This window comes from Pseudomonas sp. S1_G07, assembly GCF_054668565.1.
On the sequence record NZ_CP162778.1, the window covers coordinates 4,620,892 to 4,644,971 of the forward strand.

Below are 24,080 nucleotides of genomic sequence, written 5' to 3' on the forward strand. Positions count from 1 at the left end.
AAAGATGCGGGGCATTTTTGTTTTCAGGCCATCAGTACTGGTTGGGCTCCATCTCCAGCTCGACCTTGAAGCGCTCGGCGACATCCCTTTGAATACGCTGGGCCAGGTTGGCAATATCGTGCCCCGTGGCGCCGCCATAATTGACCAGCACCAGCGCCTGCAGCTTGTGCACGCCCGCGTCGCCATCACGAAAGCCTTTCCAGCCAGCCTTCTCGATCAGCCAACCGGCGGCGAGCTTCATTTGCCCGTCGGCCTGGGGGTAGGCCACCAGGTCTGGATACAGCACCTGCAACTCGTCAGCCAACGCTTTGGACACCAGCGGGTTCTTGAAGAAGCTGCCGGCATTGCCAAGCTCGGCCGGATCGGGCAGTTTTTCCCGACGGATGCTGCAGATCGCGCGGCTGACATCGCTTGGCGTCGCCTCGGTGATCCCCTGCCCCGCCAGCCGTTGCTGCACCGGGCCGTAATCGAGCTTGAGGTGGCTGGCGCGACTCAGGGCAAAGCGCACCCGCAGGATCAGCCAGCGCCCGGTTTCGTGCTTGAACAGGCTGTCGCGGTAGGCGAAGTTGCACTCTTGCAGACTGAAGTCCCGCAGTTCGCCGGTGTGACGATCCAGCGCGGTGAGGCCAGCGAATACGTCCTTGATCTCCACGCCGTAGGCGCCGATGTTCTGCATCGGGGCGGCACCGACGGTGCCGGGAATAAGGCTGAGGTTTTCCAGGCCACACAACCCCTGCTCCAGGGTCCACAGCACAAAGGGGTGCCAGGCCTCACCGGCTTCGGCTTCGACCACCACCTGAACGCCGTCGTCCTGCAGCACGCGAATACCCTGGGTGGCCATGCGTAACACCAAGGCAGGAATATCCCGGGTCAACAGCAGGTTGCTGCCACCACCGATAACCAGCAGCGGCAACGCGTGCGCCGAAGCATAAGCCAGAGCGTCACGCACGTCCGCGTCGCTGCGGGCCTCGGCGAACAGCTGGGCGCGCACATCGAGGCCAAAGCTGTTGAACGGCTTGAGCGATACCTGGGCAAGCACCTGCAAGGTCATAACCGCCCCTTCAATTCGATCACCAATAAATCACAAGCCTGTTCAATCAGGTCCAGGACCCGTTCAAAGCCTTGCTCGCCTTCGTGATACGGGTCTGGCACGTCGTCCACTTCAGAACCGCAGCGGCGCAGGAACAGGTCCAGCTCAGCCTTGCCCTGCCCCGCTTGCAGCGCCTTGAGGTTGCGCAGGTTGCTGCTGTCCATGGCCAGGATCAGGTCATAGCGCGCAAAGTCGGCACGGGAGACCTGCTGGGCGCGCTGGGATGACAGGTCGTAGCCACGCGCCTGCGCCGCCCGTTGGCTGCGCGGGTCCGGCGGGTTGCCGACATGCCATTCGCCAGTGCCCGCGGACGCCACCTCGACTTGGCCGGCCAGCCCCGCTTCACGCAATTTATGGCGCAGTACACCTTCAGCGGTGGGCGAGCGGCAGATATTGCCCAGGCAGACAAACAGGACCTCCATCAGGCCCCCCAGCAGGCGACGGACGCGCTCAAGGTCTTCCTGAGTATCGACACCGGCAGGTGGCGCTTCGAGGGCATCGCCGACGTGGATACGCACGCCATGCCAAAGAGCCCGCAGTTGCTCCAGGGCTTCGGTGTTTTCCAGCCAGCACGGCCCCCAACTGACGAAGTCATGCAGGAAGCCGGCGCGATACGCGTAGATGCCGATATGGCGGCGGTAAGGCACGCCTTCTGGCAGCACATCGCGGCTCCTGGCAAAGGCGTCACGCGCCCAAGGCAGGGTTGAACGGCTGAAGGTCAGCGCCAGGCCATTCACATCACTGACCACTTTGACCACGTTCGGGTTGAGCAGCGTGGCGATATCTTCGATCGGCTCGGCCAGGGTCGCCATACGGGCTTCGGCATGGGCGGCCAGGTTGGCGGCCACCTGGTCGATCACGCTTGGCGGAATCAGCGGCTCGTCACCTTGCACATTGACCACGATGGCGTCGGCCGCCAGGCCAAGCTGCGTGGCCACTTCCGCCAGGCGGTCGGTGCCGGAATTGTGGTCTTCGCGCGTCAGCACTGCTTCGGCGCCGAACGCTGTGCAGGCGTCGATGATGCGCGGGTCGTCGGTCGCCACGACCACCCGCTCGGCGCTGCTTTTGCAGGCCTGCTCCCACACCAGCTGGATCATCGGCTTGTCGCCGATCAGTTGCAGCGGCTTGCCCGGCAGGCGAGTCGAGGCGTAGCGCGACGGAATGACAACGGTAAAGGCTGTGGTCATTTATCCAGGCGCTCATCGGTGGTCAGGGTCCGGGCTTCGCTTTCCAGCATCACCGGGATGCCATCACGGATCGGGTAGGCCAGGCCGGCGCCCTTGCTGATCAGCTCGGTTTTGTCGGCGCTGAGCTTGAGCGGGCCTTTGCAGATCGGGCAAGCGAGGATGTCGAGCAGTTTGGTGTCCATGAGTGTTTCCTGGAAAGAGGCGTTTTAAGGCGAGAGACGGGCGGGCAACAGGCGCATCAGCTGCGTGTCGAACCAGGCGACGAACGCCGGCGACGGCACCGCATCCACCGCAAGGTACCACCAGTCGGGCTGGGCAAAGGCGCGGCACTTCACCGCGTCTTTCTCAGTCATGACCAGCGGCAATGACGGCGTAAAATTCAAAACCTCGGCGCTATAGGGCGCGTGGTCGGCAAAAGCATGGGGTATCGGCCGCCAGTGTAGCGTTTCAAGGGTCGTGAAGAAACGTTGCGGGTTGCCGATACCGGCGACTGCATGCACCTGCTGGCCCTCAGGAAAGTGCTCCACCGACTGGCGCTCGTCGTCGTGCAGGTTGACCAGCGCGGCAGGCATCAAACGGAAGGCAAAGCCACCATCGCCATCCGAACCGGCGCCGTTGTAGAGCAGCGCATCAACACTCTGCAGGCGCTCAACCGGCTCGCGCAACGGCCCGGCGGGCAGGCAGCGGCGGTTGCCCAGGCCACGGGCGGCGTCGATTAACACCAATTCCAGGTCGCGGGCCAGGCGGTAGTGTTGCAGGCCGTCGTCGGAGAGAATCAGGTCGAGGGGTTCGCTGGCCAGCAGTGCCTTGACCGCGCGGCTACGGTCGGGATCGATCATCAGGGGAACGCCGCAGCGCTGCACGATCAGCAACGGTTCGTCGCCCGCCACCTCGGCGCTGTGGCTGGCCTCGACTCGCCACGGCAGTCGCGGCGGCTTGGCGCCATAGCCTCGGCTGACCACCCCGACGCGCAACCCGCTGCGCCGGCAGTGGTCGATCAACCACAGGATCAACGGCGTTTTGCCGGTGCCTCCCACGGTGATATTACCGACCACCACCACCGGCACCGGCGCCCGGTAAATCGCGCCCTCGCCCGCCAGGAAACGCGCGCGCTTGCGCTGCACCACCCGGCGGTACAGTGACTCCAGCGGCCGCAGCAACGCGAGCGCCGGATGGCCTTCATACCAGGCCTTGAGCAAACGATCGGACATGGCCATCAGGGTTGGCTCGCCGCCTCGACCGTGCTCATGCGCAGATGGCTGAAACCCAGCTTGCCGGCGGCGTCCATCGCGGTGATCACGGCCTGGTGCTGGGTCTTGCCATCGGCGCTGATGGACAATGGCATTTTGGTGTCTCCGCCGGACTCTTTCTCCAGGGCAGCCATCAAGCCAGCGAGATCGTTTTTCTCCAGTAACTGGTTATTCACCGAAAACACCCCGTCGGCGCTGATGGCGATGTCCAGTTGCTTGACTTCCTGGTCCTCGGCCGGGGAACCGCTCACCGCTTCAGGCAAGTCGACACGCAGTTCGGTCTGCCGGGTGAACGTGGTGGTGACGACAAAAAACAGGAGCAGGATAAACACCACGTCGATCAGCGACGCGAGGTTGATATCGACATTTTCCCGTTGCTTGCGGCGAAATTTCACGCTTTGTCCCCAACCAGGTCTACATCACGGTCGCCCTGCACCACTTCCACCAGCTTGATAGCCTCCTGTTCCATACCGACCACCAGCTCGTCGATACGGCGTTGCAGGAAACGGTGAAAGAATACCGAAGGAATACCGACCATCAGGCCCGCCGCCGTGGTGATCAAGGCCTTGGAGATCCCCCCCGCCAGCACGGCGGCGTTGGTACTCATACCCGCCCCCATGAACGAACTGAAAATATCGATCATGCCCAGCACCGTACCCAGCAGCCCCAGCAGCGGCGCCATGGCGGCGATGGTGCCGAGGGCGTTGATATAGCGCTCCAGCTCATGGATAACCCGAGCGGCGGCCTCTTCGATGCACTCTTTCATGATCTCGCGACCATGCTTGGAGTTGGCCAGGCCCGCAGCGAGGATTTCACCCAGCGGTGAGTCGGCGCGCAGTGCCTTGAGTTTTTCCTTGTCCAGCTGTTTGTTCTTGATCCAGCCCCAGACCTGGCCCAGCAGATGCTCGGGCGTGACGCGACTGGCGCGCAGGGTCCACAGGCGTTCGGCAACGATGCCGAGTGCGGCGATGGAGCTCAAGATGATCGGCAACATCATCCAGCCGCCGGATTTGACCAGTTCCCACACAGTGAATGTCCCCTCGAAAAAGTGCGCCACTTTACCATATAGGTTCGGCAGCGGGGTTCGTCAGCCGTCGAGCCGTCTGTCACGGGCTCGGCGCTTTGGCGACGCTGGATGACGGTAACGCATCGCGCCAAAAACGGCGTTGACCGCGCGCAACGGTTGGTGGCTGGAAAGCGCCCAGTTGCAGGTGCACCGCGCCCTGTTCAGCGCTGTCGTACACCCGGCTGCCCAATGCCTGGTAGCGCGCCATCACCTGCGGGTGAGGATGGCCAAACGCGTTGCCACGCCCTCGGGAAACCAGCACCGACGTGGGCGCCAACCGTTGTAGAAAAGGCCACGACGACGAACTGCGACTGCCATGGTGGGGCGCCTGCAGCCAATCGGTGCGCACCGCCAATGATGAGGCGAGAAACGCACGCTCCGCGGCGCGATCAATATCGCCGGTGAGCAACAGCCGCTCGCCATTGGCTTCGACCTGCAACACACAGGATTTAGGGTTGCCATCAACCGCTTCGGGCCACTGCCATAGTTCGAATGACACGCCGTCCCACGCCCAGCGCTCACCGCTGATACAGGGCTGGGTGCCAAGAAACGCAGGCAACCCCTCGGTTTCGCCACCCACCACGCGCTTGATCGGCATTCCACGGGCAACCGCCGCCGCACCACCGGCATGATCGGCATCGGCGTGGCTGAGCAGCAGCATGTCCAATGCCCCGATGCCCAGTTTTTTCAACGCCGGCAGCACCACGCGCGCACCGAGATCAGTCGCCCCCGAGCGCGGCCCGGCATCGTAGAGCAAGGCGTGCTGGCGGGTGCGCAGGATCACCGCTTGCCCCTGCCCGACATCCAGTTGCAGCACCTCCACCCGCCCATGGAGCACGGGATCGCGCGGTGGAAACACCGCCAGCAGCAACATCGGCCAACCCAGCAAGCGCAACGGTACGCCGTTGGGCAGCAGCAATAACACCGCGCCCGCCAGGCTCACCCACCCATAACCCAAGGGCAGCTGCGCCGGGACCCATGCGGGCAAATGCCCAGCCAACAGCGCCAAACCCTTGAACAACCCGCCCAGCGCCCCGCCCGCCAACCACAGCAGCCCTTCGCCCACGGGTGGCACCAGCAACAACGCCGTACCCGACAATGCCAACGGCAGCACGACCAGGCTGATCCACGGCACGGCCACCAGGTTGGCCAACGGCGCGCTGAGGCTGATGGGCAACCCCAGCATCAACAGCACCGGAAACAGACCAATGGCAATCAGCCACTGGGGCCGGGTCCAGGCGTGCCAGACACTCCAAGGCCCCAGGCGTCCACCGAACGCGAGGACCAGCACGGCGACCGCCGCAAACGACAACCAGAACCCCGGCTGCAGGCTGGCCAACGGCTCAAGCACCAGCACGCCATTGAGCGCCAGCAACAACGGCCACCAGAGCCCCAGATGGCGAAAGCGCACACGCCACAGCAGCACCAGCCCCACCATCACGCAGGCCCGCTGCACCGGCACACCGAACCCTGCCAGCAGGCCGTAGCCCAACGCCGCGGCAAACGCCAGGCCACAGGCACAAGGCAACCAGGGCCAGGCGCCGGGCCAGCAGCCGTAGCGGGCCAGCAGCGCGACCAGGCCGTAGATCAACCCCGCCAGCAAGCCAATGTGCTGGCCGGAAATCACCAGCAGATGCACGGTGCCGGTGTCCTGCAGCACTTGCCAATCCTGCGCCGCCAGCCCGGAGCCATCCCCCAGCACCAGGGCCGCCAACCCGGCCTCGCGGCCCTGGCCATCCACGGCCATCAGGCGCTGGCGGAGCGTGTCGCGCCAGGCATTGCGGGCCGGCGCCAGGCGTTCGCCATCCTTCACCGAACCAGTGGCGCCGATACGCTGGGCCAGCAGCCAGGCCTCATGATCAAACCCATGAAAATTGAGCAACCCGGCGGGCCGCTTGAGCGTCACGGCCAGGCGCCAGCGCTCGCCGCTGCGTACCGGTGGCCCGCCGTGCCAGGAGACCCGGATGCGCTTGGGCAGGCGGGCGTTGCGCGAGCGACTGTCGATCAGTTCAAACCGCACGCCCGTGGCCGTCTGTTGCGGCAAGCCAACCACCCGCCCCTCCAGCCAGCGGGTCTGGCCATCCAGCGTCGGCCGCAATCGATCCTCGAGCGCCCACTGCGCGCTGATGCTCGCCCAGCTCAGCCCGAGCAGGAAGAATGCCAGCGGATACGTGCGAAATGGCAGCATCATCAAGGCCAGCACCGGCATGGCTATCAGCCAACCCATGGATGGCAGTGCCGGCAAAAAACGCAGGGCAAGCAGCCCCAGCGCGAGCGCGAACATCCCTTTCTTCATGAATCATCCCTGTGCAGTGATCCATTCAGTCTTAGCCGGATGCTCGGGGGTGCCTTATGATGTTTTGTCACAAAGTCTGAATTTTCTGTTTATAGAATACGCGCATACTTGCCCCTCGAACTGACCTGGACCCCTTATGCCCCGTCGTTTATTCAAACGGTACATGCCCGACCCCACCAGTATCAGGGAACACAAGTCATTACAGTTTCTTGGCACGCTGCTGCATGACCCGAACCTCTGGCACCTGAACCGGCACTCGGTGGCACGCGCCATGGCGGTGGGTTTATTCGCGGCGTTCATCCCGATCCCATTACAGATGCTATTGGCAGCGGTGTTGGCGATTGCCGTGCGCGGCAACATGCCCATCGCCGTCAGCCTGGTATGGCTGACCAACCCGATCACCATGCCGGTGGTGTTTTTCTGCACCTACATGACCGGCGCCTGGCTGATGAATGTGCCGCCACGCAGTCTGCCCGACGACCTGACCTGGGAGTGGATCAGTGGCCAACTGAGCACAGTGTGGCAGCCCTTCCTGCTGGGCTCGGTGGTGCTGGGGCTGGTGCTGGGCGCGCTGGCCTATTGCCTGACCATGGGCTATTGGCGCTGGTGGGTCGCGCATCAGTGGAAGAAACGCAAGCAACGTCGCGGTTGATACCTGACGGGCCAGCAAACGCTGGTGCCATTAATCGCCTTCGCGCCCCCCCTGGCGCCAAGTTTGCCCTCTGTCGTTAATTTGCAAGATTCCAAGCCGCGCAAATGGCTACACTGCGCAGGTGGCGTGGGCCGGATGCCTGCGCGGAAGATTGACATCAGTGTGGTAGCAGGAGAATGGCGTGCTTAGAAGAATGGGGATAAAAGGCCGCGTACTGTTGCTGACCTTATTACCGACCAGCCTGATGGCCCTGCTGTTGGGGGGCTACTTCACCTGGATGCAGCTCTCCGAGTTGCAGACCCAATTGCTGCAACGCGGCGAAATGATCGCTGAACAATTGGCGCCCCTGGTGGCCCCGGCCCTGGGCAGCAGAAACACCGACCTGCTGGAACGCATCGCCACCCAATCGCTGGAGCAGACGGACGTGCGCACCGTGTCGTTCCTCGCGCCAGACCGCACGCCCCTGGCCCACGCCGGGCCGACCATGCTCAACCCGGCACCGATCGGCAACAGTTCCCATCTGCTGAAACGCACCGGCAACGACGCCACCCGCTACCTGCTGCCGGTGTTTGGCCGCCATCGCAACCTGGCGGGCGACGTGATCCCCGACGAAGCAGACCGTCTGCTGGGTTGGGTCGAGGTGGAACTGTCCCACAACGGCATGTTGCTGCGCGGTTACCGCAGCCTGTTCGCCAGCCTGCTGCTGATTGCCATCGGCCTGATCGCCACCGCGGCCCTGGCGCTGCGCATCAGCCGCACGATCAACTCGCCACTTGGCCAGATCAAGCAAGCCGTGGCCCAACTCAAGGACGGCAACCTCGAAACCCGCCTGCCCCCGCTGGGCAGCCAGGAGCTGGACCAGCTCGCCTCGGGCATCAACCGCATGGCCGAAACCCTGCAAAACGCCCAGGAAGAACTGCAGCACAGCATCGACCAGGCCACCGAAGACGTACGCCAGAACCTGGAAACCATCGAGATCCAGAACATCGAGCTCGACCTGGCGCGCAAGGAAGCACTGGAAGCCAGCCGTATCAAGTCGGAGTTCCTGGCCAACATGAGCCATGAAATCCGTACGCCGCTCAACGGTATCCTCGGCTTTACCCACCTGCTGCAAAAAAGCGAACTCACGCCGCGCCAGCTCGATTACCTGGGCACCATCGAAAAATCCGCCGACAACCTGCTGGGCATCATCAACGAGATCCTCGACTTCTCGAAGATCGAGGCCGGCAAGCTGGTGCTCGACAGCATCCCCTTCAACCTGCGGGACTTGCTGCAGGACACCCTGACCATCCTCGCCCCCGCTGCCCATGCCAAGCAGCTGGAACTGGTGAGCCTGGTGTACCGCGATACACCGCTGGCACTGGTAGGCGACCCGCTGCGGCTCAAGCAGATCCTCACCAACCTGATCAGCAATGCGATCAAATTCACCCGCGAAGGGACCATTGTCGCGCGGGCGATGATCGAGGACGAACAGGAAGACAGCGTGCAACTGCGCATCAGCGTGCAGGACACCGGCATCGGCCTGTCCAACCAGGATGTGCGCGCGTTGTTCCAGGCGTTCAGCCAGGCAGACAACTCGCTGTCGCGCCAGCCCGGCGGCACCGGCTTGGGCCTGGTGATCTCCAAGCGCCTGATCGAACAGATGGGCGGTGAGATCGGCGTCGACAGCACGCCGGGCGAAGGCTCGGAATTCTGGATCAGCCTGAACCTGCCCAAGACCCGCGACGACGTCGAAGACCTGCCTTGCGCGCCGCTGCTGGGGCATCGCGTGGCCGTGCTGGAGAATCACGACCTGGCGCGCCAGGCTTTGCAGCACCAACTGGAAGACTGCGGCCTGGAGGTCACGCCGTTCAACACCCTCGAAAGCCTGACCAACGGCATTACCAGCGCCCATCAGACCGAGCAGGCCATCGACCTGGCGGTACTCGGCGTGACGGCCAACAACATTCCGCCCGAACGCCTCAACCAACACCTGTGGGACCTCGAACACATGGGCTGCAAGGTGCTGGTGCTATGCCCCACCACCGAACAGATGCTGTTCAACCAGTCGGTACCCAACCCCAACAGCCAACTGCAGGCCAAGCCCGCCTGCACGCGCAAGCTGCGTCGCGCCCTGTCCGACCTGATCAGCCCGCGCCCCTCGCGCAGCGAACCCGGCGAGCCGCTGAGCAGCCGCGCGCCACGCGTGCTGTGTGTGGATGACAACCCGGCGAACCTGCTGCTGGTGCAGACCCTGCTGGAAGACATGGGCGCACGGGTGCATGCCGTGGAAAGCGGCTACGCGGCGGTCGACGCGGTGAAACAGAACACCTTCGACCTGGTGCTGATGGATGTGCAAATGCCCGGCATGGACGGCCGCCAGAGCACCGCGGCCATCCGCCAGTGGGAAAGCGAACGCCACGGCACGCCGTTGCCGGTGGTCGCCCTCACCGCCCACGCCATGGCCAACGAGAAACGCGCCCTGCTGCAAAGCGGCATGGACGACTACCTGACCAAACCCATCAGCGAACGACAACTGGCCCAGGTGGTGTTGAAGTGGACCGGACTGGCCCTGCGCAACCAGGCGCCGGAACGCGTCACCGAAGGCCTCGGCCCCGGCGTGCAATTGCCGGTGCTGGACCACGAGGAAGGACTGCGCCTGGCCGCCGGCAAGACCGACCTGGCCGCCGATATGCTCGCCATGCTGCTGGCCTCCCTGGAGGCCGACCGCCAGGCCATTCACGTCGCCCGCGACGCCAAAGACAACCTCGCCCTGATCGAACGCGTGCATCGCCTGCACGGCGCTACCCGCTACTGTGGCGTGCCACAACTGCGCGCCGCCTGCCAGCGCACCGAAACCCTGCTCAAGCAGGACGACGCCAAGGCCATCGCCGCGCTCGACGAACTGGATATGGCCATTGCCCGGCTGGCCAGTGAAGCGCGGGTCAGCGCCTGACCCTATAGAAACCGGGCGTTTGTGGTGGGCGAGCCAGCCTCGCATGAGGCAGGCCCGGCACCACAAAAAACCGCGCCACCGGGGCCTTCACCTGATAATTGCAGGGAGCTTTTTTGATGCGCGTGATTCTTTTCAGCAGCCAGGCCTACGACCGCGACAGTTTCCTCGGCGAGCCATTGCCGCCGGGGCTGGTGCTGCAATTCCAACCGGCCCGCCTGAACCTCGACACCGTGGCGCTGGCCGAACACCACGAAGTGGTTTGCGCCTTTATCAACGATGACCTCAGCGCCCCGGTGCTGGAACACCTGGCCAATGGCGGGACCCGGCTGATCGCCCTGCGTTCGGCCGGGTACAACCATGTCGACCTTGCAGCCGCCAGGCGTCTGGGGCTGACCATCGTGCGCGTGCCCGCTTATTCGCCCCACGCCGTGGCCGAGCACGCGGTGGCGCTGATCCTCGCCCTCAACCGCCGCTTGCACCGCGCCTACAACCGCACCCGCGATGGCGACTTCAGCCTGCACGGCCTGACCGGCTTCGACCTGGTGGGCAAGACCGTCGGCGTGGTCGGCACCGGGCAGATTGGCGCCACGTTCGCCAAAATCATGAGCGGCTTCGGCTGCAAGCTGCTCGCCTGCGATCCACACCCCAATCCACAGGTACTGGCCCTCGGCGCGCGTTATGTGAGCCTGCCGGAGCTATTGGCCGACGCCCGTATCATCAGCCTGCACTGCCCGCTGACCGCCGAGAGCAAGCACCTGATCAACGCCCGCTCGCTGGCGCAGATGCAGCCCGGCGCAATGTTGATCAATACCGGTCGCGGCGGCCTGGTGGACACCCCGGCTCTTATCGAAGCCCTCAAGGACGGCCAGCTCGGCTACCTGGGGCTGGACGTGTACGAAGAAGAAGCCCAGCTGTTTTTCGAGGACCGCTCGGACCTGCCCCTGCAGGATGACGTACTCGCGCGCCTGCTGACCTTCCCCAACGTGATCATCACCGCGCACCAGGCGTTTCTCACCCGCGAGGCCCTGGCGGCGATCGCCGGCACCACGTTGGCCAACATCGCCGCGTGGGCAGAGGGCCGTGCGCAAAACCAGGTACAAGGATGATCAGCGGTCACATAGCAGGCTCATGATAAGCGGGCACCCGTGATAGGATGCCGCGCCTATTTGGAGGATCCATGGCCGAACACGATTTCCGCTTCAGCTTGCTGAGCCCGCAACACACTCTGATCGAATGCCGCGCCCTGGTGCCGGGCCGTTACCAGGTCACCGGCAACGGTGGTTCGATCAAGCATGGCGATGTCCTGATCGTCACCCTGCGCGGCAGTAAAACCCTGTCGATGCGCCTGACCGTCGAAGGTGATGCGCGCTACTCCATCCGCCCGGCGGGCCAATGGGTGGCCATGGCCCAGGGGCCGAAATTCGGCGAACTGGAGATTCATACCTGGAAGGTCAATTGCGACAGCTGCGACGCCGTGCTGGAGTTTGAATTCGCCGTAGAGACCAAACTGACCAAAGAGCCGCTGCAACCGGCCGCCAATGCGCGCATTGCCGAGTTGGGCTGGGCCAGCGAAGGCGACAAGCACCGCTGCCCGACATGCCAGAAGGCCGCGCAATGAAGGGCCTGCTGCTGCTCGCCGCCATGGGTGCGGGCCTGGCCGGTTGCGCCGGCGATCCCGTCAAGCTTCAGCAGGATCACAGCTACGTGGTGGAATGGATTGGTGAACGCCCGCTGATGGACTACGCGCACCTGACCGTTACCCTCGGCGCCGATGGTCGCGCCTATGGCAATGGCGGTTGCAACCACTGGTTTGCGCCGTACACCGTGGACGGCGACAAGCTCAGCTTTGGCAAGATCGGCAGTACCCGCAAGCTCTGCGGCGAAGCCCTGATGGAGCAGGAACACCGCTTCTTCCAGGCCTTGCAGGGCGTACAGCGCTGGGACATCTCGCCGATCGAACAGACCCGTTTCTGGCCGGCCGAAGGCAAACCGATTCGCCTGTGGCTTGAAGAAGGCTGATCCTGATTCTGGACTGAGTGGAGATCCAAGAATGTGGGAGGCCCCACTCCCTCTTCGGCGTAGCGCTGTCGCGCAGCAAACGGGGCCTCTGTGGCGAGCGGGCTTGCTCGCTCCCACATTGGATTGGAACTACTGAACCAAAGGGCCTTTAAACCAAAGGCCTACAGCTAATTCATTTTTACCTCGTACCATTTATGTACCATTTGACTCCATTCGCCCCATACCTCCGACCCGACTAGCTGCCTTATGCAGCAGGCAGAGAACGGCCAAAAGCGGACATTGCGGTGAGTGCTTACATCATCATGAGCGCACTGGGTTCGGCTTCTTCGACTTCACTGTAGAGCAGCAAGCGCTAAGCGGTGGTCGCTTCGATCTCAGTCAAGCTCGCGCTCATTACGTTGCGTAATGTAGCACTTTCGAAGTGCCTCTCACGTATGCGTTCATAATCTTGCATCCGCTCACGTATCTGCTTGTGTCGTTCGTGATGCGCTTGAATATCTGCCGCGCACGCCTTGGTTTGGGCCGCACCATTAGCCCTGTTATCAGCACCTGTAGCGCTCTGGCAACTGGGACAATGACCCTGCACCTCGTCGCACCGCTTCTAGGCCTGTGCCTGAGGAAGCCAAGCCCAAGCAGAGAGAACCCGACTGGTCTTGAAAGCAGCCCTGATGAAGCGGTTCTTTTCGTTCTGATTTCGTTCTGACCTGTTCAGGATCAAATCTGAATCTGCTCTGGGAGCGTTATGAACGGGTGATAAACCCGTTCATGTAATAGTCATCAATAATTATTGTTGAGCTGTTGCAGCAAGGCATCATTTGCTTGATTGATCAAAGTCATCAAGAAGCCGCTACCTTCCTTGTCAGGATGAATTCTCTGAGAAAGCAGTTTAACTTTTTTCTTGAGTTCTTCCTTGGAAGGCATCTCCTTGAATCCTAATACATCCAATGGATTAAAATGGCTGGCTTGTGGGAAGTTGCCGAATTGGCTGCTGAATTTTAGATTGTTGTTTTCATTCAATACTTTCTGATGTTCAAATCTCAAAGCCGCAAGCTCTGCTTGTAAGCGGCCAATTTCCGAGTTTGTATTTTGCTTCGCTACTTCTACTGCCCCATTCGCAGTGAAGGCAGATACATACATCAGAAAAATATAACCTTGCTCTTGATAGTGGCCCTTTTCCCATTCCGTATTCTGGTTAGCGAATACAGCCAAGAATTCATCATCCTTCTTGAAAATAGCAAAGTGATAGAACTGCACTCCAATCTCCTGGTGATCTGCTTTTGGGTTTTGACTCCATCCCTGAGCGATATACTTGGCTTCGGTAACGGATCAACCTTTTCCTAGTCAACGTTTTCGCGGGCAAGTCGTGTCACGTGCCACTATGTCACTTGGCCATCACTCCCGGCAAGGCCACATCGTGCTTGGTGACGTAGCAGCTTTTGCTCGGTTCCGTTTAAGCGAGCGGCAGAGCAAGGTAACGAACTGTCGATGACAAAATTTGGCAAGCTCAGTGATAGCGGGGTAAACCCGCGCAGCTCAGCGTCTTTGGCGAGAAGGCACCTGCTCGTAAAAGCACCAAAGACAAGGCCGACCACTCTGAGACAACGTCCAACCCGCTGCCCTATCGCAACAAGATTGAGGTCGCTCCATGTCCGGTCTGCAATGTCAAAATTGCAAAGCACGTTATGAAGCGTCACATTGCCGAGTATGATCGGCCTGAGCCGAAGATCGACCCGCTTGCACCTCGACTCGCTGGAATCAAGAAGCCTTCCAGGCCTGTCCTCCCCGTCTCATCAACTCCTGCACCTGCACCAGCGAAAGCCGCTCTCGGATCCCTGTGCCCTCGCTGCGGCGGTGATGGTGGTGTGAGAGGTGGATGCACAAAATGTGATGGCACCGGATGGGTGTCGCTCGCAATGGAGCACGATGTTGTCTATCGGACAGACAGCGGCATTGGTGAGAACTCCCGCGCACCGAATTCCGACTATATCGGCGGGATCGGCGGCGCTCATTTCAGAGAGATCGATGGTCGGATCGGCACCATTCCTTCACATGACGATTACAGTGATGAAAGCTTATGGGATGGGCTTTGACGATGGCGGCTCTGGATTGTTTGCTCCAAAGCTGTAGCGTAGCGATTGAATTCAGCCACCGCGTATCTGAGAAATCGCTCATCGACGATGATGCCGTTGAAAAGGTTTACCTCTACCCCCTCAGTTCTCTCAATTGCTTTGATTAACCTTTTCTCAAATTCGGTCTTCTTCTCTTTTTTGCAGAGAGCTTTATGATAGTCAGTGGCTACCCCATCATTGTGGATCATAATGTTTCTAATCATTGTCAGATGATCTGAATCGCCCCGGTTTTCAAAGACGCCGCGATCGACCCGTTTGGGGCGATGCTGTGCGTTCGATAACGTTCACTTCTGGCTGTGGACTCAACCGGTCACCACAGGCAGCTTTTGGCCGACTGCCGCCCTTCGCAAAGGGCAGCTTTGGGTCCAGGCTGTGTGAAAACGCGCTAAACGCGTCGAAAACAGTGAGTCGCGAGGGTTGCCTGTGGAATCAGTGGGCGGAAGTGCGAATTACCTTAGTCAGCTACATAGACGTTCGTAATGCCGTTTGGGGCGCGTCAGCGGCCCAAACGGCTACTCACGGGCGAGCAAGCGGCTGGATTCACGCCCTGATCGCCTCAAGCAGTCCTGCGACGCCGAAGATGCTCATCATTCGTTTGAGGTTGTATGCGAGCACGTGAAGGCTCATTTCGGTACTTACCCGCGGAAGTGTTTTGGTCAGGAAGTGGGTGGCTCCCATCCAATATTTGAGCGTTCCAAAAGGATGCTCAACGGTCTGTCGACGAACCCTCATCATCGCTGGATCATGTTCTAGCCGAAGCTGCATCGCGTCGACTACAGCCTCATGTTCCCAGCGCTTCACCCGGCGCTCCTTACCCGTCGTACATTGCTTTTGCATTGAGCAGGACTGGCAGCCCGAGAAGTAGTAACAATGCAATAACATGCCGTCTTCCATCGACGAATGCCGCCTGGTTAGTAACTGCCCCGCAGGGCATCGATACTCGTCCGACGTAATAAGATAAATGAAATCCTGCTTGCCGAATCTGCCTTCGGCTTTGCTGCCAGATGTGAGGGGTTTCGGTACGTAGGTAGTGATGCCGGCTTGCTCGCAAGCAAGGATTTCCAGACCTTTGTAATAGCCTCGGTCGGCCACCACCGTTAGCGATTCAGCCTCGATTTCTTCACGCGCCTGGTTCGCCATATTGCTCAGTTGCCCACGATCATTACCCACGTTGGTCACCTCATGGGCAATGATCAGATGGTGTTTGTCGTCGACAGCTGTTTGTACGTTGTAGCCAACGGTTCCGGTGCCTCGGCCGCTCGTGGCCATTGAGCGTGCATCTGGGTCTGTGAGGGAGATCTGCTGGTCTGGACTTTCGTGGAGCTGCGCCTCGATTTCCTTGAGTTTCTGCATCTGCTTTTTCAGTGTTTCTATCTTTTCCTTAAGCCGCTCTGCTTTGGCCTCGGCCACTTCGGGCGTGGCCCGATCCGCCGAATCCATCGCCGCCAGATAGCGATCAATGCTCTGCTCAATCTGCTGCATGCGTGCCTTCACCTTGCCCTGAGTGAAGTTGCGGTCGCGATTATTGACGGCTTTGAATTTGCTGCCGTCGATAGCGATGATCGACTGAGAGAAGAGATTGAGGTTGCGGCAAAGAACTACGAACTGGCGGCATACGCTGCGAATGGCTTTGCCGTTGTCTTTGCGAAAGTCGGCAATGGTTTTGAAGTCCGGAGCCAAACGCCCCGTTAGCCACATCAACTCGACGTTGCGCTCGGCCTCACGCTCAAGTCGGCGGCTGGACTGAATCCGATTGAGATAGCCGTAGATATAGATCTTCAGCAACACCGCTGGGTGGTAGGCCGGACGACCCGTTGCGGCAGGATCGACGCCCCCAAAACCAAGTGCGCCCAGGTCGAGTTCATCGACGAAAACGTCGACCACTCGGACTGAATTTTCTTCGGCTACGTAATCGTCCAGACACTCCGGCAGCAAGGTGACTTGCGTCCGAGCCTCACCTTCAATAAATCGCTTCATGATCGCCCCCGCTACGATCTCGACGAAAGAAGTTTAGACAAGCCAAGACCATTTCACCCTGTCTGGTTTGAAAGCGCCTCCTGGTGGAGGCGCCTTAAAGATCAAAGACTCCGAGTCATTCCTGAGGCCAGCACCAACCGTTCAAGTCCGATGCCGAACCCAGCTCCTTCTCGATAGGCACCGCCGCCGACAACTTGTTGTTGTGCGCCCAATACGGGACAACGCACCTCGAAGCCATTCCCCTCAAGGTAATAACTTAGTCCACGCTTCACTGCGAGACTGAGTTCATATTCCAGTCCCAGCGAATCAAGAAAGCCAGTGCAAATTGTTTGGCTACGCGCCAAAGCCTGTGCTGGTGTGGGACTAAGAATTTCGAGTCCCAGTTGAGTGAATTCGCGATAACGACCGGCTTGGGGTCGTTCATACCGGTAACATCGCGCCACATAGAAAAACATCGCTTCTTCTCGTGACCCGAGAAGCACACCGTTGCGCTCCTGAAAGAGCGCGGTTGCTTCTGGGATGAGGCAACAAGGACGTCCGGCCTTGTCATTGAAGGCCCACATTTGTCCGATGATTTCACTCCCGCCGGTTTTCTCAATAAAAGTGTCCTGGCCCCATAGCGCAGGAACTATGGCCTCTTCAGCCCCGGCATTGATGAAGATAGCTCCGAAAACGGCCTTCTATCTCACGCATGATTGCAGCTTCTTTCCCAGTCACTATTCGAGTTCCACGAAGCATAGTCATTTTCATAATCTCCAAATTACAGGCAATAAAAAAGGCGCCATTGGCGCCTTGGTTTGGTTCACTGAGTGGTCAGAATCGATGTTTCGAACTCTGATTAATCGATGAGCGTACGCAACCGCGGCACCCTGAGCGAGGTCCGTGATGATGATGGCGATTGCTTGGAATAAATTGAGTCATAGCGAATCCTTGCACAAAAGCGGGAGCGCCTACAAGCCACCGCATTTTTTGACAAACCGGCGACGCGTCCCACCGAACCCGTTTTCACACAGCCTGGGTCGAAAGCGGCCATTCAACGGTTCGGAATCAAGCTGGTCAGCAGCAAACCTCATGATGGGTAATATGAAATCTACTGACAGGCAACTATCGATCATTTGGTATAAATAAAAACAGGGCGAATCAATGGATATTAAAGAGTTTTGCCTCGCTCATGGATTCGATATGAGCAAATGTGGGGTAGCGTTGGGGGGTGGCGGTTTCGAAATGACTGAGTTGAAAACCTCACCAGTCGAATTTTTGACCTTGGCGGAGGATGATTTTGAACGGGGCGGTTTGGCGGCTCTTGTCAATGCAACGACCAATGCAAAACGCGCCATTGTCTCTCAGCTTGATCAGTTGCTGATCTCTTTCGGCTATCCCTCACTTCGATGGAACGTGCCGAAGAAGATCGAACGGTTAAGGGCGCTTGGGTTATTGGCGCCAAGTCTGTTGCGTAAAGTCGTCGATATGCGAAATATTCTCGAGCACGAGTACGCAACGCCTGAGCTTAAAAATGTTGAAGAGGCGTTGGATATCGCGAGCCTATTCGTGATGTCCGCTTCAGCTCTGTTCATTCCATTCGATGATGTATTGGAGTTTTCACTCCCCGACCTCGTTGTGACAGAGAGCTCTGTCACTCATCTTTCGGCGGGACTGAATCGCGAGCCTGATAGGGTTTTCTACACTGTCTACGCTTATAAGCCTGGAGGCCATGGAGGGAGTTGCGTCGGTCAGTGTGAGATTGAATCAGGGCATGTTCTGTTCGAGGCGATGGTGAAGCTTTCCGCGTCGCTGATGCTTCGCTACAAGGTGAACCAAGCTCTCCGCGATTTTGAAGCCGTGTACGCCCGGCTATAAGTAATCGTTTAATTAACGTTGTGGTTCCCCACGTGAATGCGTTGGGTCTTGCAGTCATGCGGTAGGCGAGCCATTCAAGCTAGTCACCAGCAAGCCCGATGATGAGCAATATGAATTTTTCTGACGGACTGCTTTCGGCCAGAAGCGGCCATTAGAAAGTGACTATTAAACTAGGGGCGATTCAGTATTTGTATTTGAAAGCGCAATGCCATACACCGATCTAACTTTATTTTCGTACCGCATACAGCTTGATCTAACTAACAATCGCTGCACGCTTGCGTCATACAGTCCACCGCTAGGGGAAAGTATTTCTAAACTTACAATCTTGTCATGTTCATTAGCTTGAAGAATTCTCTGCTGCAGCGTAGCAGCTTGATTAGTCAGTCTTGATATTTTTGAGCTGTCGCGATCATCATTCAGGACTAAATTATTCGCGCTTTTCAAAAAATCTCTACACTCCGAGAATAAGCCATTGCTTTTACGAAGATTTTGTAAAAAATCGTAATCAACTGGAAGTGAGCAAAATTGGCCTAGCCCGCTGTTCCATGGGTAGTTAACAATTCCTTGGTCGCGGTGTTGCGCCGTAATTAATTCACGCCATCTTGAACTACTATCCGTGACCAAAATCGAGCCGGTTACTTGAGCTAAGAATAATGCCATTTCGTAGTTCGGCCCCATTCGAAATTGCATGAACTGTCCTCCCTCAGGATAGTCCAGTTTTTGTAACAACATTAGCGGAGAAGATTCCGCTAGTAGCTCTAGTTCAGACACAGCTGTTTCAGCATCCTCGTGCGTCAGCCCGAAATCATGAACCAAAAACTGAACTCTCGCCTCGCTCGGCATCATGGCGGTCGAATTAAGTAGATCGTCCAGTTGCAGTTTATAGCCTACCTTTAAGTCTTCTACGCTCATAACGTCTTTGGTGCGATTTTTAGACCGGCCTCTCGCCATTTCTAACATTGCGCTCATTAGAGCACTGTCGAAATCAGAGGGGTCGGGAATAAGGTTTACTAATCCATGCGCAATGAGTGGCTCTATATCAAGCATGAAAAGAAATTCTTTTAATGCTTGATACTTGTACTTAGCTGGCGATTGGATTGGGCTGAATTCTGGGCGAATATTATTAGGATTGGTAACAGGCGTTTGTATAAGGAACTCGTCAAAAAAAGATGCCGCTGGTAATGCGTTCTCGCTTATGACGCGAACGTCCAATATTCCGCTATAAAGCGCCCGAAATTTACCGTCCGGCTTCGGCAGCATCGCATAAATGTCGGTGCTGCGAGGCCAAAGAATCCCGTAAAATTTATAAATTTCTGAAATTTGTTCGTTGGTCAGCTCTCGACGCACGTCTTGCCAACACTTACCATTGCTGAGTCCTAAAACTTCTCGTATGCAGTTGCAGAATGCTAGGTTTCGCTCTCGAACGCTGGCGACACTCCACGTCGTTCGAAGCTCGATCGGAGTGTTCCGGCAACAGTTTTTATACTTTCGGCCGCTACCACAGCCACAATTCCCGTTCCGGCTAATAGACTCCTCGACAATATTCTTGTTTAGAAACTCATCGTGGGGCTCGGTCCGCCCGAATGCATCTTGGTAGTGAACGGAGCCATCAGCAAAAGAGGCGTACATTTCTCCACCAAACCTGTAAATCATATCTTTTGGCGGAAGTAATAAACTTTTTAACTCCGCCCAGTCAGCAGTTATTTCTAGTTCTGGATAAAGCCACTCTTCTTTCCCAGCAGCCACAGACTCGGCTCTGCTCTTGATAATATAATTTATTTTTGTAACTTCCTCTGAGGTTAGATTTCGGGAGTTGATGAACTCAATTGTATTTACGAGGCTTTGACGAACACGATTAGCGTTTGTGCGTGGTTCGAGTGGGTCGACCGCATTAGGGTTTTTAGCAAATTCCAAGTTTGTGAGAATTAAACAGCGATTCTTATTTAGGGGGAATATTGTCTGAGATCCTTTCAGTGCTATATCTGGGTCGCTAGGGTACTCGCACATTAGTGAATCGGGCGGGCAAGCGTAGTTATAAATGGTGACCGGATGATCTGAAACAATAAATTTAACGTCAGAGTTTTCCGCGGACACCAACTCGCGGACCCCTTCCGCCCACAGGGTGCAATGTATGGATCGTAGCGATTGCATCTCTGTCATGAGAGAGAGTTGGCTTAGTTCAGGGTATTTGCTTTGAATCCAATCCAGACCTTTCGGCGTTCGCAGTTTTTGAGCATCCAGATACGTAAAAAAACTTTCAAAGTTATTATGCCACTGAGACTGATCGTTTGTTGAAAATGCCCGAATGGCCTTGGAGCCGCTGTCGTCAATGGGGCCAAACAACTTTTGCTCTATGTCGTCGTTAACCTCGTCACCAAAAAATGTAGAGTAAAGATCTTTCCTATAAAATTGTTGAGCTGGGGTGCGCCACTTCTTCGAATATATCGTTTCGTTCTGCCCGTTTCGAACAATATCCCTGCGGGTTAAGTAGCAAAGTTTCTCTCCAGCGTCGATAAAGCCCTTCTGATGCCATTGTGCTACGAAGTGATTATCTCTGGTCTTAGTCATTACGGTGGGCAGTCCTTGGTGGGAGGAGCGGGCAGCCCCCTAAAAGATTGACATCGGCTAGAACGGCGCTCGCCCTGTGGGTTTAGCCCATACTACGTTTTCTGCTATTAAGCGGCACGCCGTCAACAGTTGCCGTATCCAGCGCCGATAACTGCGCATCCAATACGCCGTTCTTCCCATCGCGTGGAGTTACTTGTCTATCTCCAATCTCCTGAGCGAGCACCGCGATTTACGCCGCCAAAATATTCGTTACAAAGCCGAGTGAATCGCCCCGGCTTTCGTAGACACTCAGTGACGGCTTTTGGCCGATCGCAGCCGGTGGCGACTGGCAGCGATTGGCCAAAAGCAGGCAGTAGGCAGGGCACGTCGATATGCACGCCAATATCGTCACTTGATTGTAAAAATGCTCAACGTTATATTCCGCGAGCAAGGTTTCCGCAATCCAGTAGCAAATCATCCAGGAATGGATTGATGTCTATTAGCTCCATTAGATCGAGCACATCTGCGGACGCAGTCCTTATTGGCCGCCACTCGTCATGATCGAATATCAGTCGATCATGACAGCAGAATGCAGCCTCAGTAAGGCTATTGCATCGCTCCCAAAGGTCTCGCAGCCGTGTATTGATCTGCGCTGGTAACGCGCTGCCACAGACTGTAAGAACCTCGTTCAACGGAAGGATCATCTGTGACCAGGTTTCACATGCAGGGCAATCCGGGATGGTTTTCTGCTGCATATCCGATGTCAGTGCGAGGAACTCAAGAGCCGGAATTGCCTCGCACACTGCAAGAACACGTTTGTATTCATCTTGGCCGTACCATTCCCACAACGTTGTGGAGAAACCCATCATCAAACTCCAAAAACAATCCAGTCGACCTATTACCATCACTGGGCAGATTCAACTTAACCAGTTCACTATTACATAGGTCGAACGGCTACTTTAATCGAAAACGGTCGCTTGTGATCGGTTGGTTTTGGCCGGAAGTAGCCACTCCTGAACGTCCTCTTCTGGCCGACTGCCGCCCTTCGCAAAGGGCAGCTTTGGGTCGACTGCTGCCGGTCATGAGCGAAAAACATCAGCCTTTTCGGTGATGGATTGGGGGCACTTTTTAACCGCGCAGGGCCTTAAGCTTGGCCAACACACCTTGCGCCGTCTGCTCCCCCATCAACTGCTCACGCACCTTGCCCTTGTCATCGATGATGTAGGTCACCGGCAAGCCTTCGCTGCGGGGAATATCAAAGATACCGTCCGGGTTCTGCGCCAGCACGGTGAACTTGATCCCCAGCTTGTCGCTGGCGTCCTTCAGCTCTGCACCCTGCACATTGTCGAAATTGACCCCAAACACCCCCACGCCCTGCCCTTTGAGCTGTTCAGCCAAGGCATTGAGCTCCGGGATTTCCGTACGGCACGGGCCGCACCATTCCGCCCAGTAGTTGACCACCAGCCATTGCTTGTCCAGGCGCTCGGCCGCGACTTTCTGGCCATACTGGTCAATGCCATAGTCATTGCCGCAGCCGCTGAGCAGCAGGGTTGTAATGATCGCCAATGCACCGATCAGTCGACGTGTCATGGGGTTATCCTTCGCAGAAATGAACGTTGGCTGCGACCTATCGCCTCTTACGGTTTAAGGACAAGGCGCCGCGCGGGTAGAATACCCGCCACCTTACGCAAGATGCGACCCGCACATGACCGACCTGACGCTTTATCACAACCCGCGCTGCTCGAAATCCCGCGGAGCGCTCGAACTGCTGGAAGCCCGCGGCCTCGCCCCAACCGTGGTGCGCTACCTGGAAACCCCGCTGAATGCGGGACAAATCCAGGCCCTGCTCGCCAAGCTCGGGCTCAGCGCGCGGCAATTGCTGCGCACCGGCGAAGATGAATACAAAAGCCTCAACCTCGCCGACCCAAGCCTCGACGAAGCCCAACTGATCGCCGCCATTGCCGAACACCCCAAGCTGATGGAGCGCCCGATCCTGGAGACCGCCAGCAAGGCCATCATTGGCCGCCCAGCGGAAAATGTGCTGGAGATTCTGCCGTGACCACACCGTATGTGCTGGTGCTGTATTACAGCCGCAACGGCTCGGTCAGCGAAATGGCCCGGCACATTGCCCGGGGCATCGAGCAAGGTGGCATGGAAGCGCGTCTGCGCACCGTGCCGGCGATCTCCACCGAGTGCGAAGCCGTGGCGCCGAGCATCCCCGATGAAGGCGCGCTGTATGCCAGCCTGGATGACCTGAAAAACTGCTCGGGCCTGGCCTTGGGCAGCCCGACGCGTTTCGGCAACATGGCCGCGCCGCTCAAGTACTTTATCGACAGCACCAGCAACCTGTGGCTCACCGGCGCCCTGGTCGGCAAACCGGCGGGGGTGTTCACCTCCACCGCCAGCCTGCACGGCGGCCAGGAAACCACACTGATGTCGATGCTGCTGCCACTGTTGCACCACGGCATGCTGATCACCGGCCTGCCCTACAGCGAACAGGCGCTGCTCGACACCCAGGGCGGCGGCACGCCGTATGGCGCCAGCCACCATGCCGGGCCCGACGGCAAGCGCCTGCTCGATCAACATGAAATCGCCCTGTGCAAGGCCTTGGGCCTGCGCCTGGCGAAAATCGCCACACTGCTGGAGAACGGCAGTGGCCAGAAAGCCTAAAGTCCTGCCGCCCCAGGCGTGGCTGGAGCCTCGGGTCAAGGTTGCACGCGTGTTGAGCCTGCTGGCCTTTTTCGCCCTGGTGGGCCTGCTCTGCGCGTACTACCTGTTCGTTGCCGACCTGCATGGCGCGCGTCCGTGGGTGATCCTGCTGATCGAACTGGTGCCGCTGCTGGTGCTGGCACCGGGGATGCTCCTGGGCAGCGCGCGCGGGCATTCGTGGATGTGCTTTGCGGTGAACCTGTATTTCATCAAGGGCGCGCTGGCGGCGTATGACCCGAACCGCCAGTGGTTCGGGGTGCTGGAGATGCTCGCGAGTGTGGCGGTGTTTTGTACGGCGCTGTTGTATGTGCGCTGGCGGCATCAGTTGAATCGGCACTTGGCGGCAGCCTGATAGCGATTTGGTGC

At 58.4% G+C, this 24,080-nt stretch carries 22 protein-coding genes and 1 pseudogene; 9 read left to right on the top strand and 14 right to left on the bottom strand.

Annotated elements, in window-relative coordinates; all coding sequences use genetic code 11:
- Positions 1–31: 31 nt before the first annotated feature.
- From murB to AB4O05_RS20985, 8 genes and pseudogenes are all read right to left on the bottom strand, one after another.
- Positions 32–1,051: a UDP-N-acetylmuramate dehydrogenase gene (gene murB, locus AB4O05_RS20950; RefSeq protein WP_460135555.1), complete on the bottom strand. Its 1,020-nt coding sequence runs from the start codon at positions 1,049–1,051 to the stop codon at positions 32–34.
- Positions 1,048–1,512 carry a low molecular weight protein-tyrosine-phosphatase gene (locus AB4O05_RS20955; RefSeq protein WP_460135554.1) on the bottom strand — a complete coding sequence of 155 codons (465 nt, stop codon included), beginning with the start codon at positions 1,510–1,512 and terminating at the stop codon, positions 1,048–1,050. The genes murB and AB4O05_RS20955 overlap by 4 nt, the downstream gene beginning before the upstream one ends.
- A gap of 3 nt (positions 1,513–1,515) precedes the next feature.
- A pseudogene (gene kdsB, locus AB4O05_RS20960) lies at positions 1,516–2,277 on the bottom strand (3-deoxy-manno-octulosonate cytidylyltransferase); the annotation flags it as partial.
- Positions 2,274–2,459: a Trm112 family protein gene (locus AB4O05_RS20965; protein ID WP_003174668.1), complete on the bottom strand. Its 186-nt coding sequence runs from the start codon at positions 2,457–2,459 to the stop codon at positions 2,274–2,276. The pseudogene kdsB and the gene AB4O05_RS20965, both read right to left, overlap by 4 nt.
- A 24-nt stretch (positions 2,460–2,483) precedes the next feature.
- Positions 2,484–3,494 carry a tetraacyldisaccharide 4'-kinase gene (gene lpxK, locus AB4O05_RS20970; protein WP_460135552.1) on the bottom strand — a complete coding sequence of 337 codons (1,011 nt, stop codon included), beginning with the start codon at positions 3,492–3,494 and terminating at the stop codon, positions 2,484–2,486.
- A complete protein-coding gene (locus AB4O05_RS20975) occupies positions 3,494–3,922 on the bottom strand; it encodes an ExbD/TolR family protein (RefSeq protein WP_460135551.1) in 429 nt (142 codons plus the stop codon). The genes lpxK and AB4O05_RS20975 overlap by 1 nt, the downstream gene beginning before the upstream one ends.
- Complete coding sequence (locus AB4O05_RS20980; protein WP_248079429.1) at positions 3,919–4,554, bottom strand: MotA/TolQ/ExbB proton channel family protein; 636 nt, start codon at positions 4,552–4,554, stop codon at positions 3,919–3,921. The genes AB4O05_RS20975 and AB4O05_RS20980 overlap by 4 nt, the downstream gene beginning before the upstream one ends.
- A 79-nt stretch (positions 4,555–4,633) precedes the next feature.
- On the bottom strand, positions 4,634–6,889 hold the full coding sequence (locus AB4O05_RS20985; protein WP_460135550.1) for a ComEC/Rec2 family competence protein: 2,256 nt from the start codon (positions 6,887–6,889) through the stop codon (positions 4,634–4,636).
- 136 nt (positions 6,890–7,025) lie between these two features.
- On the opposite strand from AB4O05_RS20985, the gene AB4O05_RS20990 reads away from it, so the two are divergent.
- The 5 genes from AB4O05_RS20990 to AB4O05_RS21010 all read left to right on the top strand — a co-directional run bounded on the left by AB4O05_RS20990 (position 7,026) and on the right by AB4O05_RS21010 (position 12,495).
- Positions 7,026–7,541, top strand: a complete 516-nt coding sequence (locus AB4O05_RS20990; RefSeq protein ID WP_460135548.1) for a DUF2062 domain-containing protein — start codon at positions 7,026–7,028, stop codon at positions 7,539–7,541.
- 181 nt (positions 7,542–7,722) lie between these two features.
- The gene (locus AB4O05_RS20995; protein ID WP_460135546.1) at positions 7,723–10,476 is read left to right on the top strand and encodes a response regulator; all 2,754 of its coding nucleotides are present in this window, start codon (positions 7,723–7,725) and stop codon (positions 10,474–10,476) included.
- Between the two features lie 116 nt (positions 10,477–10,592).
- Positions 10,593–11,582 (top strand): 2-hydroxyacid dehydrogenase, encoded by a 990-nt coding sequence (locus AB4O05_RS21000; protein ID WP_460135545.1) that lies wholly within the window; start codon positions 10,593–10,595, stop codon positions 11,580–11,582.
- A gap of 71 nt (positions 11,583–11,653) precedes the next feature.
- Positions 11,654–12,094 (top strand): hypothetical protein, encoded by a 441-nt coding sequence (locus AB4O05_RS21005; RefSeq protein WP_460135544.1) that lies wholly within the window; start codon positions 11,654–11,656, stop codon positions 12,092–12,094.
- A complete protein-coding gene (locus AB4O05_RS21010; RefSeq protein WP_460135543.1) occupies positions 12,091–12,495 on the top strand; it encodes an META domain-containing protein in 405 nt (134 codons plus the stop codon). The genes AB4O05_RS21005 and AB4O05_RS21010 overlap by 4 nt, the downstream gene beginning before the upstream one ends.
- Positions 12,496–13,272: 777 nt before the next feature.
- Here the strand turns inward: AB4O05_RS21010 and AB4O05_RS21015 are convergent.
- The 4 genes from AB4O05_RS21015 to AB4O05_RS21030 all read right to left on the bottom strand — a co-directional run bounded on the left by AB4O05_RS21015 (position 13,273) and on the right by AB4O05_RS21030 (position 17,263).
- The gene (locus AB4O05_RS21015; protein WP_128192259.1) at positions 13,273–13,749 is read right to left on the bottom strand and encodes a hypothetical protein; all 477 of its coding nucleotides are present in this window, start codon (positions 13,747–13,749) and stop codon (positions 13,273–13,275) included.
- Between the two features lie 802 nt (positions 13,750–14,551).
- A complete protein-coding gene (locus tag AB4O05_RS21020) occupies positions 14,552–14,812 on the bottom strand; it encodes a hypothetical protein (RefSeq protein ID WP_460135542.1) in 261 nt (86 codons plus the stop codon).
- A 352-nt stretch (positions 14,813–15,164) separates the two neighbouring features.
- Positions 15,165–16,601: an IS1182 family transposase gene (locus AB4O05_RS21025; RefSeq protein WP_460135096.1), complete on the bottom strand. Its 1,437-nt coding sequence runs from the start codon at positions 16,599–16,601 to the stop codon at positions 15,165–15,167.
- Between the two features lie 101 nt (positions 16,602–16,702).
- The gene (locus tag AB4O05_RS21030; RefSeq protein ID WP_460137505.1) at positions 16,703–17,263 is read right to left on the bottom strand and encodes an ATP phosphoribosyltransferase regulatory subunit; all 561 of its coding nucleotides are present in this window, start codon (positions 17,261–17,263) and stop codon (positions 16,703–16,705) included.
- Between the two features lie 481 nt (positions 17,264–17,744).
- Between AB4O05_RS21030 and AB4O05_RS21035 the strand changes: the two genes are divergently transcribed.
- Complete coding sequence (locus AB4O05_RS21035) at positions 17,745–18,458, top strand: hypothetical protein (protein WP_460135540.1); 714 nt, start codon at positions 17,745–17,747, stop codon at positions 18,456–18,458.
- A 165-nt stretch (positions 18,459–18,623) separates the two neighbouring features.
- On the opposite strand, the gene AB4O05_RS21040 is transcribed toward AB4O05_RS21035, so the two are convergent.
- Together AB4O05_RS21040 and AB4O05_RS21045 are read right to left on the bottom strand one after the other, a co-directional pair.
- Positions 18,624–21,026 carry a hypothetical protein gene (locus tag AB4O05_RS21040; RefSeq protein ID WP_460135538.1) on the bottom strand — a complete coding sequence of 801 codons (2,403 nt, stop codon included), beginning with the start codon at positions 21,024–21,026 and terminating at the stop codon, positions 18,624–18,626.
- Positions 21,027–22,133: 1,107 nt separating this feature from the next.
- Positions 22,134–22,595, bottom strand: a complete 462-nt coding sequence (locus tag AB4O05_RS21045; RefSeq protein ID WP_460135536.1) for a redoxin domain-containing protein — start codon at positions 22,593–22,595, stop codon at positions 22,134–22,136.
- Positions 22,596–22,710: 115 nt separating this feature from the next.
- Between AB4O05_RS21045 and arsC the strand changes: the two genes are divergently transcribed.
- Genes arsC through AB4O05_RS21060 form a run of 3 tightly spaced genes read left to right on the top strand, consistent with a single transcriptional unit; the run spans position 22,711 to position 24,066 of the window.
- The gene (gene arsC / locus AB4O05_RS21050; protein WP_460135535.1) at positions 22,711–23,064 is read left to right on the top strand and encodes an arsenate reductase (glutaredoxin); all 354 of its coding nucleotides are present in this window, start codon (positions 22,711–22,713) and stop codon (positions 23,062–23,064) included.
- The gene (wrbA, locus tag AB4O05_RS21055; RefSeq protein ID WP_460135533.1) at positions 23,061–23,675 is read left to right on the top strand and encodes an NAD(P)H:quinone oxidoreductase; all 615 of its coding nucleotides are present in this window, start codon (positions 23,061–23,063) and stop codon (positions 23,673–23,675) included. Before arsC ends, wrbA begins: the two co-directional genes overlap by 4 nt.
- Entirely contained in the window at positions 23,659–24,066 is a 408-nt protein-coding gene (locus tag AB4O05_RS21060) for a DUF2069 domain-containing protein (protein ID WP_460135532.1), read from the top strand. The genes wrbA and AB4O05_RS21060 overlap by 17 nt, the downstream gene beginning before the upstream one ends.
- The last annotated feature ends 14 nt before the right edge of the window (positions 24,067–24,080 follow it).